Raw genomic sequence first — 16,132 nt, forward strand, 5'->3', positions numbered from 1 at the left:
ACGTAGCGTGTTGAGCGGATGTTAACTGCTCCCGCGCCATGGTCGAGCGGACACGAAAGCTGTCCTTGCGGACGGTTGTTAAGGGTTTCGCGCAATGAGCCGTGCTTTTCAATCCCCCTCGTCTGTCACCGGACCGGATGCCGTCGCTGAAGGGGCCGGCCTCCTGTCCGGCATGACTGTCCGGTTCCGGATCATCATCCTCAGCCTGATCTCGACCCTCGGCCTGATCGCTGTCGGCTCGGTGTTCTGGTGGAGCCAGTCGCGTGTGGACAGCGCATTCCTCGCCTCGGGTGAGAACACGGCCCTGTCGCGCGCGACGCTGGACCTGCTCGTGGCAGCCGACGACCTGAGGCTGCTGGAAAAGGGCTACCTGGTCGCCCCCTCCGACGCCGCCCATGCTGCCCTGCTGGCCGGGCATCAGGAAACGGTCGCACGGCTTGCCCAGGTGCGCCAGATCCCGGCAGCAGCGGGACTGTCCGCGCAGACGGCCGACATCGCCGACACGCTGGACGGGATCGTCGGTGCCTTCAACCAGCTGCATGACGTGCAGGAGACGATCGGCTTCGATGCGGCCTCCGGCCTGCGCGCCCAGCTGGCCGACCTGTCCGGCAAGGCCAAGACCCGGATCGACGACGAGCTGAAGTTCGGCGGCAACTCGGACTTCGAGAAGCTCGCGCGCACCGTGATGGACGTGCAGCTGTCGGAAAGCCGGTTTACCCAGTCGGGCGGCAAGCCGGACCTGCGGGAGGCCTTCGAGAAGTCCTATGCCGTGTTCCAGAAGCTGATCGGTCGCGTCTACATCCCGAACGAGGTGAAGGCCGAGATCGAGGGTCACATGACCGCCTACAAGGCTGCCTTCGATGCCTACGCCGCCGCGCTCCAGGACCGGCAGACCAAGATCACGCTGGCGGAGGACCTCTTTGGCCTGCTGCCGCCGCATATCGAGGCGCTGCTGACCGCCGCCCAGACCGGCGATGCGGCTGCACGCAGCGAGCTGGAAGAGATCCGCACCCTGTCCTCCAAGGTGATGTATGGCGTCATCGGCGCGCTGGTCGTGGTGCTCTCCGGCCTTGCGATCATGATCGGACGCTCGATTGCAGCGCCTCTCGCCAGCCTGCAGACCTCGATGGAGGTGCTGGCCTCCGGCAAGACCGACATCCAGCTGCCGGCCGGGACTGGCCGCGACGAGATTTCCGCGATGGTTCGGACCGTGCGTGTCTTCCGCGACAACGCGGCCGAGCGCTACCGCCTCGCGGCGGAGCAGGCCCGGGAGAACGAGGGCCGTGATGCCCGCGTGGCCCGGCTCGAGGCGATCATTTCCAACTTCGAGGCCGCGGTGCAGCGCTCGCTCGACAGCCTCGACCACGCCTCCCGGGATCTGGACAAGGCCTCCAGCGCCGTGGAAACCGCATCCGACGAGGTGGCCGCCCTTGCCGACCAGGCCGGCAACAGCGTCCGCGTCGCGGCGCAGAACGTGACCTCTGCCGCCGGGGCGACCGAGGAACTTGCCGCCTCGATCCGCGACATCGCCTCGCAGGCCGGCCGCTCGACCCAGGTTGCCAAGCGGGCCGTGGCCGGTGCCGACAGCACCTTCTCCACCATGCAGGACCTCTCCAGCGCCGCCGACCGGATCGGCGCCGTCATGAGCCTGATCCGCGACATTGCCAACCAGACCAACCTGCTGGCGCTGAACGCGACCATCGAGGCCGCCCGTGCAGGGGAGGCCGGCAAGGGCTTCGCGGTCGTGGCGGCGGAAGTGAAGCAGCTCGCCGACCAGACCGCCAAGGCGACCGAGGACATCGCCAAGCAGGTCGAGGCCATCCAGAGCGCCTCCGCCGGGGCCGTGACCGCGATTTCGGAAGTTCGCGACATCATCGCCGACATGGACGGGCTAGCCTCCGCCGTCGCTCAGGCGGTCGAGCAGCAGGACCGCGCCGTGTCGGGCATTTCCCGCAACGTCGCGGATGCCTCGAACCGCTCCGAGGAGGGCGCCGACCGGATGACCGCCGTCGTCAGCGCGACCGACCATGCCCGGGCCTCGGGCGACGAGGTCGACCGCCTGTCGAAGGTGCTCTCCGAGCAGGCGGCCCTGCTGCGGCGCGAGGTGCGGCAGTTCCTTGACGGGGTCCGCGCGGCCTGATCACTCTGCCTGATCACTCTGCCTGACCGGGCTGCAGATCCGGGCTCCCTCTCCGGGCCACTTCCGGGTCATGTTTTCGTGGGGCGCGCGGCCAAGGGTCGCGCGCCTTCGCGTTGTGGTTCCTCCTGTCTGGTTCTTCCCCCGCCGGCCGTGCACTCTATCCCCCGTTTGCCGTGGCCCGGGCCGGAACGCCTTTGCCTTGGGCGCGGCGCTCCGCTATCCCTGTCCGGCTTCGCATGTCGGAATTACCCATGACAGGAGTGGTCATGCAGGACAGCATCGTCATCGTTGGCGCCGGTCAGGCCGGCGCCCAGGTCGCCCAGTCGCTGCGTCAGGGCGGCCATGCCGGGTCCATCCGCCTCATTGGCGAGGAGGCGCATCCGCCCTACCAGCGCCCGCCGCTGTCGAAGAAATTCCTCGCCGGGGAAACGGACGCAGAAGGCCTGTGGCTGCGACCCGCAGCCTTTTACGAGACACAGTCAGTTGATCTCCTCACGGGGAGCGAAGTCGCCGCCATTGACCGCGATGGTCACGCCGTCGTCCTGTCGACGGGTGAGCGCGTGCCCTATGACAAGCTGGTGCTGGCAACCGGCACGCGGGCGCGCCGCATTCCGGTGCCGGGCGCCGATCTCGCCGGTATCCTGACCTTGCGCTCCATCGCCGATGTGGACCGGATCCGGTCGGCCCTGGCGGCACAGGAGCGTCTGGCCGTGATCGGCGCCGGTTACATCGGTCTCGAGGTTGCCGCCGTTGCACGCGCCATGGGCAAGACGGTCACGGTGATCGAGGCGCAGGACCGCGTGCTGAAACGTGTCGTCTCGCCCGTCATTTCCGCCTTCTACGAGGCGCTGCACCGGTCGAAGGGCGTCGACCTGCGGCTGGACACGGGCCTCTCGGGCCTTGAGGGCGCGGAGGGGGCCGTCACCGGCGTCCGTCTCGCTGATGGCAGCCTGGTCCCGGCTGGCCTCGTGCTGATGGCCGTGGGTGCGGAGCCGAATGACGCGCTGGCCGAGGCGGCCGGGCTCGAGACCGACAACGGCATCCTCGTCGATGGCGGCGGACAGACCAGCGATCCGGACATCTATGCCGCCGGCGACTGCACCCGCTTCTTCCTGCCGCGCTATGACCGCTCCGTGCGGCTGGAAAGCGTGCAGAATGCCATTGACCAGGCCAAGGTCGTCGCCCAGTCGATCCTGGGTCAGGAGGTGGACTATGATCCGCTGCCCTGGTTCTGGTCCGACCAGTATCACGTCAAGCTGCAGATCGCGGGCCTGTCGGAAGGCTATGACGAGGTCGTCACCGTGGGCGAACCGGCCGAGGACAAGTTCTACGTCGCCTATCTGCAGAAAGGCCGGCTGATTGCCGTCGACAGCATCAACTCGCCGCGCTCGCACATGATGGCCCGCAAGGCGATCGGCGAGCCCTGGCGCGCCGATCTTCTGCCCGCCGCAGCCTGACGGATCATGGCGTGCCGTAGAGCGCCTTGAACCGGGCCTCGACCGCCGGGGCCCGGTCATAGTGATGGATCACGGCGAAGCGCTCGCCGGCCCGGGTCAGGACCACGCCGTCCTCGAAGCGCGGCAGCGTTGCCGGGTCGGCAAAGGCGCCGGGGCTTTTCGACGGTTCCATCAGCGTGCAGGCGTGCAGGGTCCAAGGCTGCTGCCAGTCGGTCAGCAGCGTGATCCGGCCGAAGGCGCCGAAGGACAGGAGCTGGTTGAAGGCGATCTGGTCGCCGATGCGCTTGCTCTGGTCGAAGTAGTAGTTCGCCAGCATCAGCTCCAGCATCGGCTCGAACCGGCCGGCAAAGAAGCCGCAGCAGATCACCGGCTTGCCCGCGACACGGCGCAGCGCGTGCTTGCCGAAGGCCTTGATCGTCATGCGGTGGTTCCAGGGATCGTCATGCGTGATGCCTTCCACCGAGGCGAGCAGGTCCTTGTCCGCCGGCAGGTTCGCGGCGATCCAGTCGAAGGGATTGCACTGGAACGCCACATCGCGGGCGTCGGAGAAGGCCAGGAACCGGAACGTCTCGCCGGTGCGCTCGGCGTGGTCGCGCAGGAGTTCGCTCGAGTGGAAGAAACGGCGGTCGTGGATCTTGTCGCGGAAGCGCAGGATGCGGCGCGTCCAGGTCCAGCGGCCGTCGACCCTGAGCTTGCGGCCGTCGAGATGGTCGGCCAGTTCCTCGTCGAGCTGGCTGTAGCGGTAGCGCGGGCCATCCTGGCGATAGGTGAAGACGACGGCGCCCTGCGCCTCCATCCAGCGCACCAGCTCGGCGTCGACGTCATAGGCGACGACGAAGATGCGCCCGGCAAATCCCGTTGCCTTCAGCGAATTGAACCACACGGCCATGTCGGCCGGCCGGTAGCCGGAGACGGCGGTGACGATGGCGTCCAGCGGGCCGTCGGAGCGGATCGGCTCCACCGGGGTGCTGTGCCAGCCCGGAACAGTGGGAACGGGCAGGGCGGATCTGGTGCTCATCGTCCGCCCCCTTATCGCGCCGCGCTGGCTTCGAGAATGAGCCGGATCACCGCCTGCGGGTTCTCCAGATGCGGCATGTGGCCCATGCCGTCGAACAGGTGGCAGGCAATGGTGCCCGGCAGGGCGTTCGCCTGATGCACCGGCAGCACCCGGTCCTGCCGGCCCCAGATCAGCTTCACCGGCATGCCGAGGTCGGCAAGCGCATCGCGCGGCAGGGTCTTCTGCCCGTCGCCGTCCAGGATGTCCTCGACGATGGTGGTCAGGGCCTCGATGGCGCCGGGCCGCTGGCGCAGCTCGGCCGCATGGCGGGCAAAGAGGCGCGGCATGCGGAAGCCGAAGCCGAAGAACTGCTCGAGCAGCGGTTCCAGCGCGGCCTCGTCGGCGGTCTGGGCATAGCGGCGCAGGAGCTTGTGGTTGATCTCCGTGCCGAAACCTCCGGGGGCAAGAAGGGTGAGGCTGGCAACGCGTTCCGGTGCCCGCATGGCGACCAGCGCCGCCACCGCGCCGCCCATGGAATGGCCGACCAGATGCACCGGCGCGAGATCCAGCGCCTCCAGAGACCGGATCACGGCCTTGGCGGAAACACCGGCGTTGCCGATCGTCGGCCAGTCGAGCGCCTTGCCGTGGCCCGGCAGATCAAAGGCGATGGTCCGCCGGCGGGTGGACAGGCCCGTCTGGATGTTCAGCCAGGTCTGGTGGTCGCCACCAAATCCGTGCAGCAGCACGATCGGGGCGCCGGCGCCGTCGCCCTGGACGTGATGGGGCAGGGAGGCCCTGCTCTGGGGCAGAAGCGGACTGGCCGGGCTGGACATGGTCGGTTCCTTGTCGCAATCATCTCGGCACACTGATAGCGGTGGCCGGCGCCAAAGGAAAGCAGCCGGCGGCGCGGGTGCTGGTGCCATCCCTTCGGCAAAAGGACGGATGGACAGGGACGGCAGAGTGGACTAAATCGATTTAAATGGCGGTCTCCCGCCACTCCGGCCCGCTGCCGGTTCGATCAGTCTTGCCGTGGAACCCTTCATGACCGCTGCCATCGATCTTGTCTGCCTTGGCGAACCCATGGTGGAGCTCAACCAGCACCACGCCGGCGGGGCCTATCACCCCGGGTTCGGCGGGGACGTTTCCAACACGGCCGTCGCGGCTGCGCGCCAGGGCCTCCGCGTGGCCATGTCGACGGCGCTCGGGGCGGATGTTTTCGGCGACAGCCTGCGGGGACTGTGGACGGCCGAGGGGATCGACCATTCCGCCGTGCCCTCCGACCCTGATGCGCCGACCGGGCTCTATTTCGTCACCCATGGTCCGGCCGGCCATACCTTCTCCTATCGCCGGGCCGGATCGGCCGCCAGCCGGATGAGCCCCCGCAGCCTGCCGCTGGATCTCATCTCCAGCGCGAAGGTGCTGCATTTCTCCGCCATCAGCCAGGCGATCTCGCCTTCGGCCTGCGATGCCTGCTTTGCGGCGGCCGATGCGGCCCGCGCGGCCGGGCGGCTGGTCTCCTATGACACCAACCTGCGTCTGGCGCTGTGGCCGCTGGCCCGCGCCCGCGCCGTCATCCGCGCCACCATCGGCCTCAGCGACATTGTCCTGCCGGGTCTGGACGACGCGCAGAAGCTCTGCGACGCGCAGGATGCCGATGGCATCGCCGACGAGCTGCTCGGGCTCGGTGCCAGGATCGTCGCCCTCACCATGGGCAGCGACGGTGTTCTGGTTGCCACCGCCGACCGGCGCGAACGTTTCGGGGCGCACAAGGTCGATGCGGTCGATGCGACTGGCGCCGGGGATGCCTTCGACGGTGCCTTCCTTGCCGAGTATCTGGCGACCGGCGACGCCTTTGCCGCCGCCCGTCATGCCAATGCCGCCGCGGCCCTCTCCGTCACCGGCTATGGTGCCGTCGCGCCGCTGCCGCGCCGGGCGGAGGTCGAGGCTTTCCTCGCGCGCTGAGGCGCATCGGGCCGGTTCCGGGTTCACCGTTGCGTCAATTGACGGAACGTAACGGTTTGTTCACCATAACTCCGGAAAAAAGACAGTGAGATCAGCCGGCCGCATGCCGATGCGGCCGGACGCGGTCTGGCTGCCGGATCCACCGGTTTCGTGACACCCCAACTGAGAGCCCCTGCCATGCGGCTGCGCCTTCGCCTTCCCATCCTTGCGCTCTGCGCGGGTCTTGCCCTGCCGCCGCTGACCCCGGCCCCTGCGCTCGCCTTTGCGGACAACAAGTTCTTCGATCCGGTGACGCAGGAATGGGTGGAGCTGAAGGTCACGCCCGAGGTTGCCGGCAAGATCGCCCGGCGCAAGTTCAAGCGGAAGGTGGTCGATTTCAACGGTCCCGAAGCCCCGGGAACCATCATCGTCGACACCGAGGCACGTGCCCTGTACCACGTCCTGGAAGGTGGGGAGGCCATGCGCTACGGCATCGGTGTCGGCCGCGACGGCTTCACCTGGCAGGGCGTGCAGAAGGTCACCCGCAAGGCGGAGTGGCCGGGCTGGACGCCGCCGCCGGAAATGATCGCCCGCGAGCGCAAGAAGGGCCGCAAGCTGCCGGCCTTCATGCCCGGCGGACCAAACAATCCGATGGGCGCACGCGCGCTCTACCTCGGCAACACGATCTACCGGATCCACGGCACCAACGAGGACTGGAGCATCGGCCAGGCCGTGTCCTCCGGCTGCTTCCGCATGTGGAACGACGATGTCGAACACCTCTACAGCCAGGTGCCGGTCGGAGCGACCGTGATCATTCGCTGACCGGCACAGCCGGTCAAAATCTCATTGTTTCCGGCAAAGCCGGTCAAAGTTTCGTTGTTTCCGGCAAAGCCGGTCAAAATCCCGTTGTTCCCGGCAAAGCCGGGCTCAAAGAGGATGGGGCCGGCAGCTCCGCTCCGGGCTCGGCAGCAGTCGCGCCCGTCGGGCTGCCCTCAGGCCAGCCGCAGCGCAAAGAGCGGGCGGGGATCCCGGAAGCCGGCGAGATGGAAGTCGCCAACCGGTTCCGCGTCCCGCCCGGCATATCCGGCGATGTCCTCCGTCAGCAGCACATGCTGACGCAAGTCCTTGGTCAGGGCTTCCATGCGGGCGGCGGCGTGGACAGTCTGGCCGATGACCGAGAAGGTCAGCCGGTTGGCGATGCCGATGTTGCCGAACATCACGCGCCCGACCGACAGGGCAATGCCCGCCTTCAGCGGTGCGGTGCCCTCCAGCAGATCGGCGACATCAAGCGCCCGCAGCCGGGCGGCGCTCATCCTCGCTGCTGCCAGGGCCCGGGCGGCGGCCGGCTGCAGCCCTTCGGCGGCGATCGGGAAGATGCCCAGCACCGCATCGCCGATGAAGTCGAGGATCTCGCCCCCTTGCGCCTCCACCGCGCCGGCGGTGGCATCGAAGTAACGGTTCAGCAGGCGCAGGTAGCGGTCCGGCCCGAGCTTTTCGGCGTGTGCGGTTGATTCGCGCATGTCGCAATAGAAGATCACGGCCTCGATGCTCTGTCCGTCGCCGTGGCGGATCTGGCCGTTCAGTACCTGTGTCCCGGCCCAGCGGCCGAGATAGGTCTCCGCCACCGTCCGGGTGATCTGGGCCTGGACATTGGCGCGCACGGCCAGCGCCAGCCGCTTCTGCAGATAGCCAATGGCAGAGATGTCGGCATCGGTGAAGCCGCCGGGACGGCGTGTCGCCCAGCTGACCAGAACCCCCGTGTTGCCGTGGTTTTCCTCGACGGATGGCAGCTCGAAGGGGGTCGACAGGACCAGATAGTCGGCGAAACCCTGGCCCTTCAGCTCGGCAAGCAGCGGGAACTCGCTGTCCGGGGCGCTGCGATCAAGCTGCCGGCGGAACTGCCGCTCGCCGTTGCGCCAGACCCGGCGCATCGGACTTTTCAGCCAGGCCTCGGTCTCTTCCTGCTCGTGCCGGAACTTCTCGTGCTCCACGGGCGTCTCGGGCCGCCAGAACACGCTTTCCGTTTCGATCAGCGGGTGCAGCGTGGCCCAGGCGAGCAAGGCCCGGTCAACGGGGATGCCCATCTGGCACAGGCGCTGGCAGAGGCCCTCGAACATCGTCGCCATGGTCGGCGTGCCGAGTGCCAGGCTGATCAGCCAGTCCTCGACACCCTCGATCTTCTCGTTCGTCTGCATCGCGATTTCTCTGTGAACGGGCCGGCACCACCAGCCTTGCTTGCCAAAGCCCGAAAAGTCAAAGGCCGGCGTCAGACTGCTGACAAACCTCGACCTCACCGTCGTCATCCCGGCCAAGCGTCAGCGCCGAGCCGGGACCGGAGAGTCGAGGCCTTTATAATTCAATTCGTTATACCCGGAGAGACCTTGGCTCTCCGGTCCCGGATCTCCGCTTCGCGCTCGTCCGGGATGACGGAGGAAGGTCTGCCGGCGGTCAAAAAAAGGCCGGCACAAGGCCGGCCTTTCTTGTCGTTGCCCTGTCCGGTCAGACGAAGGCGCCGTGGCAGTGCTTGTACTTCTTGCCCGAGCCGCAGGGGCAGGGCTCGTTGCGCCCGACCGAGCCCCAGGTGGCGGGGTTCTTCGGATCGCGGGCAACGCCGGTTGCGCTGAAGGCGCCGGCGGCCTGCTGCTGCGGCCGCGCCTCCTCGTCCTCGCCGGTGAGCGGGTCGATGTGATGCGGGTGCATCTCGGTCGGGGCGCGCGGCATTTCCGGCTGCTGGGTGACAAGCTCGACGCGCATCAGCTGCGAGGTCGTCACCTGGCGCAGCTGCGCCAGCATGCTCTCGAACAGCGAGAAGGCCTCGGTCTTGTACTCCTGCAGCGGGTCGCGCTGGGCGTAGCCGCGGAAGCCGACCACCGAGCGCAGGTGGTCGAGGTTGGCAAGATGCTCGCGCCACAGATTGTCGAGCGTCTGCAGCAGGATCGCCTTCTTGACCTGGGACATGATCTCCGGCGTGTAGCGGGCGATCTTGTTCTCCATCACCTCGTCGGCGGCCTTGCGCAGGCGATCCTTCACCTCCTCGTCGGCGATGCCCTCTTCCTTGGCCCAGTCGATGATCGGCAGGTCGAGGGCGAGCATCTTGCGCACCTCCTCCTGCAGCCCGACGGTGTCCCACTGTTCGGGATAGGCGCGCTCGGGAATGTGGCGGCTGACCAGATCCTCGATCACGTCGTACCGCATGTCGGTCACGGTCTGGGCGATGTCGGTGCCGTCCATCAGCTCGACACGCTGCTCGAACACCACCTTGCGCTGGTCGTTCATCACGTTGTCGAACTTGAGCAGGTTCTTGCGGATGTCGAAGTTCCGCGCCTCGACCTTCTGCTGCGCCTTGGCAAGGGCGCGGTTGATCCACGGATGGATGATCGCCTCACCGTCCTTCAGGCCCAGCTTCTGCAGCATGGAGTCCATCCGGTCGGAGCCGAAGATCCGCATCAGGTCGTCCTGCAGCGACAGGAAGAACTTGGAGTGGCCGGGGTCACCCTGACGGCCGGAGCGGCCGCGCAGCTGGTTGTCGATGCGGCGGCTCTCGTGCCGCTCGGTGCCGATCACGTAGAGACCGCCGGCGGCGAGCGACTTCTGCTTCAGCGCCTCGACCTCGGCGCGGATCTTCGCCTCGCGCGCCTTGCGCTCCTCGCCTTCCGGCACGTCGGCCAGCTCACGCTCGATGCGCATCTCGGCGTTGCCGCCGAGCTGGATGTCGGTGCCGCGGCCGGCCATGTTGGTGGCGATCGTGACCGCGCCCGGCAGGCCGGCCTGCGCGATGATGAAGGCTTCCTGCTCGTGGTAGCGGGCGTTCAGCACCGCGAAGATCTTCTCGCGCGCCGTGCCGTCGTCGCCGTCGAACAGCGGGGCAAAGGCGTTCGGATCGTTCACGTCGATCTGGCGGTAGCCGTGCTTCTTGAGCCGCTCGGCCAGCAGTTCCGACTTCTCGATCGAGGTGGTGCCGACCAGGATCGGCTGGCCGCGCTTCTTGCAGTCGTCGATCAGCTCGACGATGGCGTTGAACTTCTCGTCGACCGTCCGGTAGACCTCGTCGTCATCATCGATGCGCTTGACCGGGTTGTTGGTCGGGATTTCCAGCACCTCGAGCCCGTAGATGTCCATGAACTCGTCCGCTTCCGTCGAGGCGGTACCGGTCATGCCGGCCAGCTTCTCGTACATGCGGAAGTAGTTCTGGAAGGTGATGGAGGCCAGCGTCTGGTTCTCCGGCTGGATCCGGACCTTTTCCTTGGCCTCGAGCGCCTGGTGCAGGCCCTCGGAGTAGCGCCGACCCGGCATCATGCGGCCGGTGAACTCGTCGATGATCACCACTTCGCCGCCGCGCACGATGTAGTCGCGGTCGCGCTGGAACAGCTTGTGCGCCTTCAGCGCCTGCTGCAGGTGGTGCACCACCGAGACGTTCTCGACGTCGTAGAGCGAATCGGAGCGCAGCAGCTGTGCCTCGCGCAGCAGGGCCTCCAGCTTCTCGTTGCCTGCCTCGGTGAAGGAGGTGTTGCGCTGCTTCTCGTCCAGCTCGTAGTCGCCGGCCTCCAGCATCGGGATGAAGGCGTCGATGGTGTTGTAGAACTCGGAGCGGTCTTCCAGCGGGCCGGAGATGATCAGCGGCGTCCGCGCCTCGTCGATGAGGATCGAGTCCACTTCGTCGACGATGGCGAAATGATGCCCGCGCTGCACCATCGAGGCGCGCTCGTACTTCATGTTGTCGCGCAGGTAGTCGAACCCGAACTCGTTGTTGGTGCCGTAGGTGATGTCGGCTGCATAGGCCGCCCGGCGTTCCTCGTCCGACAGGCCGTGCACGATGACGCCGACGCTGAGGCCGAGGAAGTTGTAGACCTTGCTCATCCAGTGCGCGTCGCGCTGGGCGAGGTAGTCGTTCACCGTCACCACATGCACGCCCTTGCCGGTCAGGGCATTCAGATAGACCGGCGCGGTTGCCACCAGCGTCTTGCCTTCACCGGTGCGCATTTCGGCGATCTGGCCGCCGTTCAGCACCATGCCGCCGATCAGCTGCACGTCATAGTGACGCTGGCCGAGGGCGCGGCGCGCGGCCTCGCGCACCGTGGCGAACGCAGGCACCAGCAGCTCGTCCAGGCTCGTGCCCTTGGCGACCTGTTCCTGGAACATGCGGGTGCGGGCTCGCAGGGCGTCGTCGGACAGCGCCTTCAACTCGCCTTCGAGGGCGTTGATGGCAGCCACCTTCGAGCGGAGCGCCTTGACCTTGCGGTCCTTCGAGGAGCCAAAAATCTTACGTGCTAGTGCGCCAAGGCCGGCCATGTGGCGGTCCTTCCAGATGGCGGGCGACGGAGGATCGGTCTGATCCGGCGCTGCCCTCAAAAAAATCTCATTTGCGATCCATGGTCTGCCCGCTGCCCCTTGGAGAGCGGTGGGCAAGGCATGACCACGGCGTGGCGTCAGGGTTCTGACGCGCCGTTCGACAGATAAGAGGGGGTCGAATGCTTGTCAACGCCGCCGGTTTGCGCAAGTTTGCAGCGCCTGCCGGCCTCGATCTCCCGAGGCATGCGTTCAAGAGTTCAGATACAAGGACACCCCATGTTCCGTTCCTTCCTGCGCCAGCCGCTGCGCTCCGCCCTGATCGCGGCCACCGCGCTGACGCTTTCCGCAACGTCGCTGTCGGCGCAGCAGCCTGACGACGTGGTCGCCCGGGTCGGCGACACCGTGATCACCGAAGCCGACATCGCCTTCGCCGCCCGTGACCTCGGCGCCGAGCTGCAGCGGTTCCCGCCGGCCCAGTGGCGCTCGATCCTGACCGACGTGCTGGTCGACATGACGCTGCTGGCCAAGGAAGCGGAGAAGGAAGGCCTGCAGAAGGACGAGGACTTCCAGCGCCAGGTGAAGTTCCTCACCACCCAGGCCCTGCGCAACGCCTATGTCTCGCAGAAGCTGGAAGCCACGATCACCGAGGCCGACCTCAAGGCTGCCTATGACGCCGAGCTTGCCACCTTCAAGGGCGAGGAAGAGGTGCGGGCACGCCATATCCTGGTCGACACCAAGGAAGCGGCCGAGAAGCTCATCAAGGATCTCGACGGCGGTGCTGACTTCGCCGAGCTGGCCAAGGCCAACTCCAGCGACGGGTCTGCAGCGGCCGGCGGTGATCTCGGCTTCTTTACCAAGGGCCGTATGGTTCCGGAGTTCGAGACGGCAGCCTTCGCCCTCGAGCCGGGCAAGTACACCAAGGAGCCGGTCCAGACCCAGTTCGGCTGGCACGTGCTCAAGGTCGACGAGAAGCGCATCCAGCCGGCGCCGGCCTTCGAGGACGTGCAGGATGGGCTGCGCAACAAGCTCATGCGTGACCGTTACACCAAGCTGATGACGGACCTGAAGGCCGCCAACAAGGTCGAGATCGTCAAGCCGGACGTTCCGGCCGCCGACCCGGCCAAGCCGGCGCAGCAGTAACCGCCGTCCGGCGCCAGCCCGATCCGGCCGATCCGGCCCGATCCGGCCCGTTCGGGCTATTCCCCTGTCGTTCCCGCCCGGTGTCCGCGACCACCGGGCGGGGCAGCAATGCCTGTGCGCAGCTGCCTGTGCGGGATGTGAAAGCGGTTGCGCTGCTTTCGCCCGTCAGGCAACTCTGCCCTGCCTTTCCAGTTCACGAGGTCATCATGTCGACCGAGATTTCTCCGCTCGCCCCCAAGTCCTACCCCGACATGCCGGTGATCGAGGGCGTCCGCTTCTCCACGGCTGCGGCCGGCATCAAGTACAAGGGGCGGACCGATGTCCTCCTCGTGCTGCTTGATGAAGGGACCGAGGTGGCGGGCGTGTTCACCCGGTCGCTGTGCCCGTCGGCCCCGGTCGACTGGTGCCGCGCCAACCTGCCGACCGGCCGTGCGCGGGCGCTGCTCGTCAACTCCGGCAATGCCAATGCCTTCACCGGCAAGAAGGGCAAGGCGGCGGTCGAGCTCTCCGCCGGCATCGTCGGCAAGGCGGTCGGCTGTGCCGACAGCGAGATCTATCTGGCCTCCACCGGCGTGATCGGCGAGCCGCTGCCGGCCGACCGGTTCACCGGGGTCATCGACGCGCTGGTGGCCGGGGCGGCTGCCGGCTCCTGGCTCGAGACGGCCAAGGCGATCATGACGACCGACACCTTCCCGAAGGTGGCCACGCGGACTGTCGATCTCGGCGGCACGCCGGTCACGCTCAACGGCATCGCCAAGGGTGCGGGCATGATCGCGCCGGACATGGCCACCATGTTGTCCTTCCTCTTCACCGATGCGCCGATTGCCGCGCCGGTGCTGCAGGCGTTGCTGTCCGAGGCGGTCGGCGGCAGCTTCAACGCGATCACGGTCGACAGCGACACGTCCACGTCCGACACGGCGCTGCTGTTTGCCACCGGAAAGGCGGCCGCGCGCGGGGCCCCGACGATTGCCGACGTGGCTGACCCGCGCCTGTCCGCCTTCCGCACCGCGCTCGGTGAGGTCATGCTGGACCTGGCGCACCACATCGTCCGCGACGGCGAGGGCGCGCGCAAGTTCGTCGAGGTTCGCGTCGAGGGCGCCGTCAACGACGCCTCCGCCAAGCGCATCGCGCTGTCGATCGCCAATTCGCCGCTGGTCAAGACCGCGATCGCCGGCGAGGACGCCAACTGGGGCCGTGTGGTCATGGCGGTCGGCAAGGCCGGCGAGCCGGCGGACCGCGATCGCCTGGCGATCTGGTTCGGCGATGTGCGGGTGGCGGTCGATGGCGAGCGGGATCCTGATTACTCCGAAGCTGCCGCCTCTGCGGTCATGGAGCAGGAGAACATTGCAATCCGCGTCAACCTTGGACTGGGTGACGGCACGGCCCGCGTGTGGACCTGCGATCTCACCAAGGCCTATGTTGAAATCAACGGCGATTACCGGAGCTGATCCGCTGTCGTTGCAGCATTGACCGGGCGCTGCGCTGCCGGCGCCCGGTATTGTCCAGAATTGGAACACATGGTCATGCGGATTGTTCTCGTCGTTGCTTGCGCCTTGATCGACCCCGACGGGCGGATCCTGATTGCACGGCGTCCGGAGGGCAAGAATCTCGCAGGTTTGTGGGAGTTTCCGGGCGGAAAGATCGAGCCGGGCGAGCGGCCCGAACAAAGCCTCATCCGGGAACTCGCCGAAGAGCTCGACATCAGCGTTAAGGAAGCGTGCCTCGCGCCGCTGACCTTCGCCAGTTACGCTTACGAAGATTTTCACCTCCTCATGCCACTCTACGTGTGTCGTCGGTGGGAAGGCACTCCCCGGTCGCGCGAAGGTCAGGCCCTGAAATGGGTCCGGGCCGGCAAGTTGCGCGACTATCCCATGCCTCCGGCCGATGAACCGCTGATCCCCCATCTGATCGGGCTGGTCGGCGCCTGAAACGCGTATCGCAGCCAAGGACTGGCTGCCGGAGAGCAGGGATGTCCGCTCGCAGCCGTGCCGTTCGCCCTCTGGGCCGCTTCCGCTCTCTTGCCCGTCGCTTCCTCAGCGACGAGCGCGGAACAACCATGGTCGAGTATGGCCTGCTGGTTGCCATGATCTCGCTGGCCATCGTCACCACGCTGATGGTGATCCGCGACGAGATCCTCAACGACTTCACGACGATCGCCGACACGCTGAAGGGCGATACGCTCAGCAAGTGAGGCGGGCGCGTCAGTCGCCCGCGGCGTTCCCGCCGGCCTGCCGCGGACTTGCCGCCAGCGCATCGGCCAGGCGCATCTGGGCGGAGCCCGGTTTCAGCGGCTTCTGCTGGCTCTCGTGCGGGGCCCATCCCGACAGATAGACGATCTGGAACGTGGCGCGGATGCGACCGTCCGCGTCGGCGTGGTCGCGGGCATAAAGCTCGGCCGCCCGCAGGAACACCGCGCGCGGCAGCGGCTTGCGGCTGCGCTCGGTCAGCACCGAGGTCCCGCCCATGGCCTTGAGGTCCTGCATCAGCCCGAAGAGACTGTCATAGCGCACGGTCAGCCGGTCCGTGTCGGTGACCGGCAGCGCGAAGCCCGCCCGCTGCAGCAGTGCGCCCAGGTCACGCGTGTCGGCGAAGGGGGCCACGCGCGGGCCTGCGCCGCCGGTCACGTCCAGTTCGGCCCGCATCAGGCAGTCGCGCAGCTCCGCCAGCGTGTCGCCGCCCAGCACCGCCCCCAGGAACAGGCCGTCCGGCTGCAGCGCGCGGCGGATCTGGATCAGCGCGCCGGGGAGGTCGTTGACCAGCTGCAGCGACAGGGCCGAGGCGATCAGGCCGATGGATCCGTCGCGCAGCGGCAGCAGGGCGTCATCGCAGATGAAATCCGGCGGCGGCAGGCCGGGGTCGGCGAGAAACAGGTCGGCGCGCAGCACCTGGCTCGCCCGGCCGCTGTCCCGCAGGCCCGCAGTGAGGCGACCGGTGTGCCCCCCGAGATCGACCGCCGTGTCGAACACGCGCGTCACGGCGGCCAGCCGGTCAGCCAGATCCTCGACGACGGCCGCCAGCAGGAAGTCGGCTCCGTCGGTCCGGGCAGCAAGCGCGCGGCGGCGGCGGCTGGCCAGCAGCGTTCGGTCGAACAGATCCATCTCGGCCATCGGGCGGTTCCTTGCGGCAGGTCCTTGCGGGGAGCGGCGGGCCGTCGGCACAGCGCCCGCC

At 67.5% G+C, this 16,132-nt stretch carries 13 protein-coding genes; 8 read left to right on the forward strand and 5 right to left on the reverse strand.

What is annotated here, in order from left to right; all coding sequences use genetic code 11:
* Positions 1-94: 94 nt before the first annotated feature.
* Positions 95-2,140, forward strand: a complete 2,046-nt coding sequence (locus GWI72_RS19675) for a methyl-accepting chemotaxis protein (protein ID WP_209000192.1) — start codon at positions 95-97, stop codon at positions 2,138-2,140.
* Between the two features lie 266 nt (positions 2,141-2,406).
* Positions 2,407-3,597 (forward strand): NAD(P)/FAD-dependent oxidoreductase, encoded by a 1,191-nt coding sequence (locus tag GWI72_RS19680; RefSeq protein ID WP_161709725.1) that lies wholly within the window; start codon positions 2,407-2,409, stop codon positions 3,595-3,597.
* 4 nt (positions 3,598-3,601) lie between these two features.
* On the opposite strand, the gene GWI72_RS19685 is transcribed toward GWI72_RS19680, so the two are convergent.
* Positions 3,602-4,615, reverse strand: coding sequence for a hypothetical protein (locus tag GWI72_RS19685; protein WP_161709726.1), 1,014 nt, complete (start codon positions 4,613-4,615; stop codon positions 3,602-3,604).
* 11 nt (positions 4,616-4,626) lie between these two features.
* The gene (locus GWI72_RS19690) at positions 4,627-5,427 is read right to left on the reverse strand and encodes an alpha/beta fold hydrolase (protein WP_161709727.1); all 801 of its coding nucleotides are present in this window, start codon (positions 5,425-5,427) and stop codon (positions 4,627-4,629) included.
* Positions 5,428-5,635: 208 nt separating this feature from the next.
* On the opposite strand from GWI72_RS19690, the gene GWI72_RS19695 reads away from it, so the two are divergent.
* Positions 5,636-6,556: a sugar kinase gene (locus GWI72_RS19695; RefSeq protein ID WP_161709728.1), complete on the forward strand. Its 921-nt coding sequence runs from the start codon at positions 5,636-5,638 to the stop codon at positions 6,554-6,556.
* A gap of 177 nt (positions 6,557-6,733) precedes the next feature.
* On the forward strand, positions 6,734-7,357 hold the full coding sequence (locus GWI72_RS19700) for a L,D-transpeptidase (RefSeq protein ID WP_161678087.1): 624 nt from the start codon (positions 6,734-6,736) through the stop codon (positions 7,355-7,357).
* 170 nt (positions 7,358-7,527) lie between these two features.
* On the opposite strand, the gene GWI72_RS19705 is transcribed toward GWI72_RS19700, so the two are convergent.
* A complete protein-coding gene (locus GWI72_RS19705; protein ID WP_161678089.1) occupies positions 7,528-8,730 on the reverse strand; it encodes an adenylate/guanylate cyclase domain-containing protein in 1,203 nt (400 codons plus the stop codon).
* A gap of 304 nt (positions 8,731-9,034) precedes the next feature.
* Complete coding sequence (gene secA, locus GWI72_RS19710) at positions 9,035-11,824, reverse strand: preprotein translocase subunit SecA (protein WP_161709729.1); 2,790 nt, start codon at positions 11,822-11,824, stop codon at positions 9,035-9,037.
* 276 nt (positions 11,825-12,100) lie between these two features.
* Between secA and GWI72_RS19715 the strand changes: the two genes are divergently transcribed.
* The 4 genes from GWI72_RS19715 to GWI72_RS19730 all read left to right on the forward strand — a co-directional run bounded on the left by GWI72_RS19715 (position 12,101) and on the right by GWI72_RS19730 (position 15,155).
* The gene (locus GWI72_RS19715) at positions 12,101-12,964 is read left to right on the forward strand and encodes a peptidylprolyl isomerase (RefSeq protein ID WP_161678093.1); all 864 of its coding nucleotides are present in this window, start codon (positions 12,101-12,103) and stop codon (positions 12,962-12,964) included.
* Positions 12,965-13,170: 206 nt separating this feature from the next.
* Positions 13,171-14,412, forward strand: coding sequence for a bifunctional glutamate N-acetyltransferase/amino-acid acetyltransferase ArgJ (gene argJ, locus GWI72_RS19720; protein WP_161678095.1), 1,242 nt, complete (start codon positions 13,171-13,173; stop codon positions 14,410-14,412).
* Between the two features lie 75 nt (positions 14,413-14,487).
* Entirely contained in the window at positions 14,488-14,892 is a 405-nt protein-coding gene (gene mutT, locus GWI72_RS19725) for an 8-oxo-dGTP diphosphatase MutT (protein ID WP_161709730.1), read from the forward strand.
* Between the two features lie 41 nt (positions 14,893-14,933).
* Positions 14,934-15,155: a Flp family type IVb pilin gene (locus GWI72_RS19730; RefSeq protein ID WP_161678099.1), complete on the forward strand. Its 222-nt coding sequence runs from the start codon at positions 14,934-14,936 to the stop codon at positions 15,153-15,155.
* A 10-nt stretch (positions 15,156-15,165) separates the two neighbouring features.
* Here GWI72_RS19730 and GWI72_RS19735 read toward each other — a convergent pair whose 3' ends face one another.
* On the reverse strand, positions 15,166-16,071 hold the full coding sequence (locus GWI72_RS19735; RefSeq protein ID WP_161709731.1) for a class I SAM-dependent methyltransferase: 906 nt from the start codon (positions 16,069-16,071) through the stop codon (positions 15,166-15,168).
* Positions 16,072-16,132: the final 61 nt, after the last annotated feature.

Source organism: Pannonibacter sp. XCT-53 (genome assembly GCF_009915765.1).
Taxonomy (GTDB): domain Bacteria; phylum Pseudomonadota; class Alphaproteobacteria; order Rhizobiales; family Stappiaceae; genus Pannonibacter; species Pannonibacter tanglangensis.

Excerpts from the sequence above, each read along its gene's own strand:
- secA (WP_161709729.1), bottom strand. The coding sequence starts at position 11,824 with ATGGCCGGCCTTGGCGCACTAGCACGTAAGATTTTTGGCTCCTCGAAG.
- mutT (WP_161709730.1), top strand. The coding sequence starts at position 14,488 with ATGCGGATTGTTCTCGTCGTTGCTTGCGCCTTGATCGACCCCGACGGG.
- GWI72_RS19700 (WP_161678087.1), top strand. The coding sequence starts at position 6,734 with ATGCGGCTGCGCCTTCGCCTTCCCATCCTTGCGCTCTGCGCGGGTCTT.
- GWI72_RS19685 (WP_161709726.1), bottom strand. The coding sequence starts at position 4,615 with ATGAGCACCAGATCCGCCCTGCCCGTTCCCACTGTTCCGGGCTGGCAC.
- GWI72_RS19695 (WP_161709728.1), top strand. The coding sequence starts at position 5,636 with ATGACCGCTGCCATCGATCTTGTCTGCCTTGGCGAACCCATGGTGGAG.
- GWI72_RS19680 (WP_161709725.1), top strand. The coding sequence starts at position 2,407 with ATGCAGGACAGCATCGTCATCGTTGGCGCCGGTCAGGCCGGCGCCCAG.
- GWI72_RS19705 (WP_161678089.1), bottom strand. The coding sequence starts at position 8,730 with ATGCAGACGAACGAGAAGATCGAGGGTGTCGAGGACTGGCTGATCAGC.
- GWI72_RS19715 (WP_161678093.1), top strand. The coding sequence starts at position 12,101 with ATGTTCCGTTCCTTCCTGCGCCAGCCGCTGCGCTCCGCCCTGATCGCG.
- argJ (WP_161678095.1), top strand. The coding sequence starts at position 13,171 with ATGTCGACCGAGATTTCTCCGCTCGCCCCCAAGTCCTACCCCGACATG.
- GWI72_RS19735 (WP_161709731.1), bottom strand. The coding sequence starts at position 16,071 with ATGGCCGAGATGGATCTGTTCGACCGAACGCTGCTGGCCAGCCGCCGC.
- GWI72_RS19675 (WP_209000192.1), top strand. The coding sequence starts at position 95 with ATGAGCCGTGCTTTTCAATCCCCCTCGTCTGTCACCGGACCGGATGCC.
- GWI72_RS19730 (WP_161678099.1), top strand. The coding sequence starts at position 14,934 with ATGTCCGCTCGCAGCCGTGCCGTTCGCCCTCTGGGCCGCTTCCGCTCT.
- GWI72_RS19690 (WP_161709727.1), bottom strand. The coding sequence starts at position 5,427 with ATGTCCAGCCCGGCCAGTCCGCTTCTGCCCCAGAGCAGGGCCTCCCTG.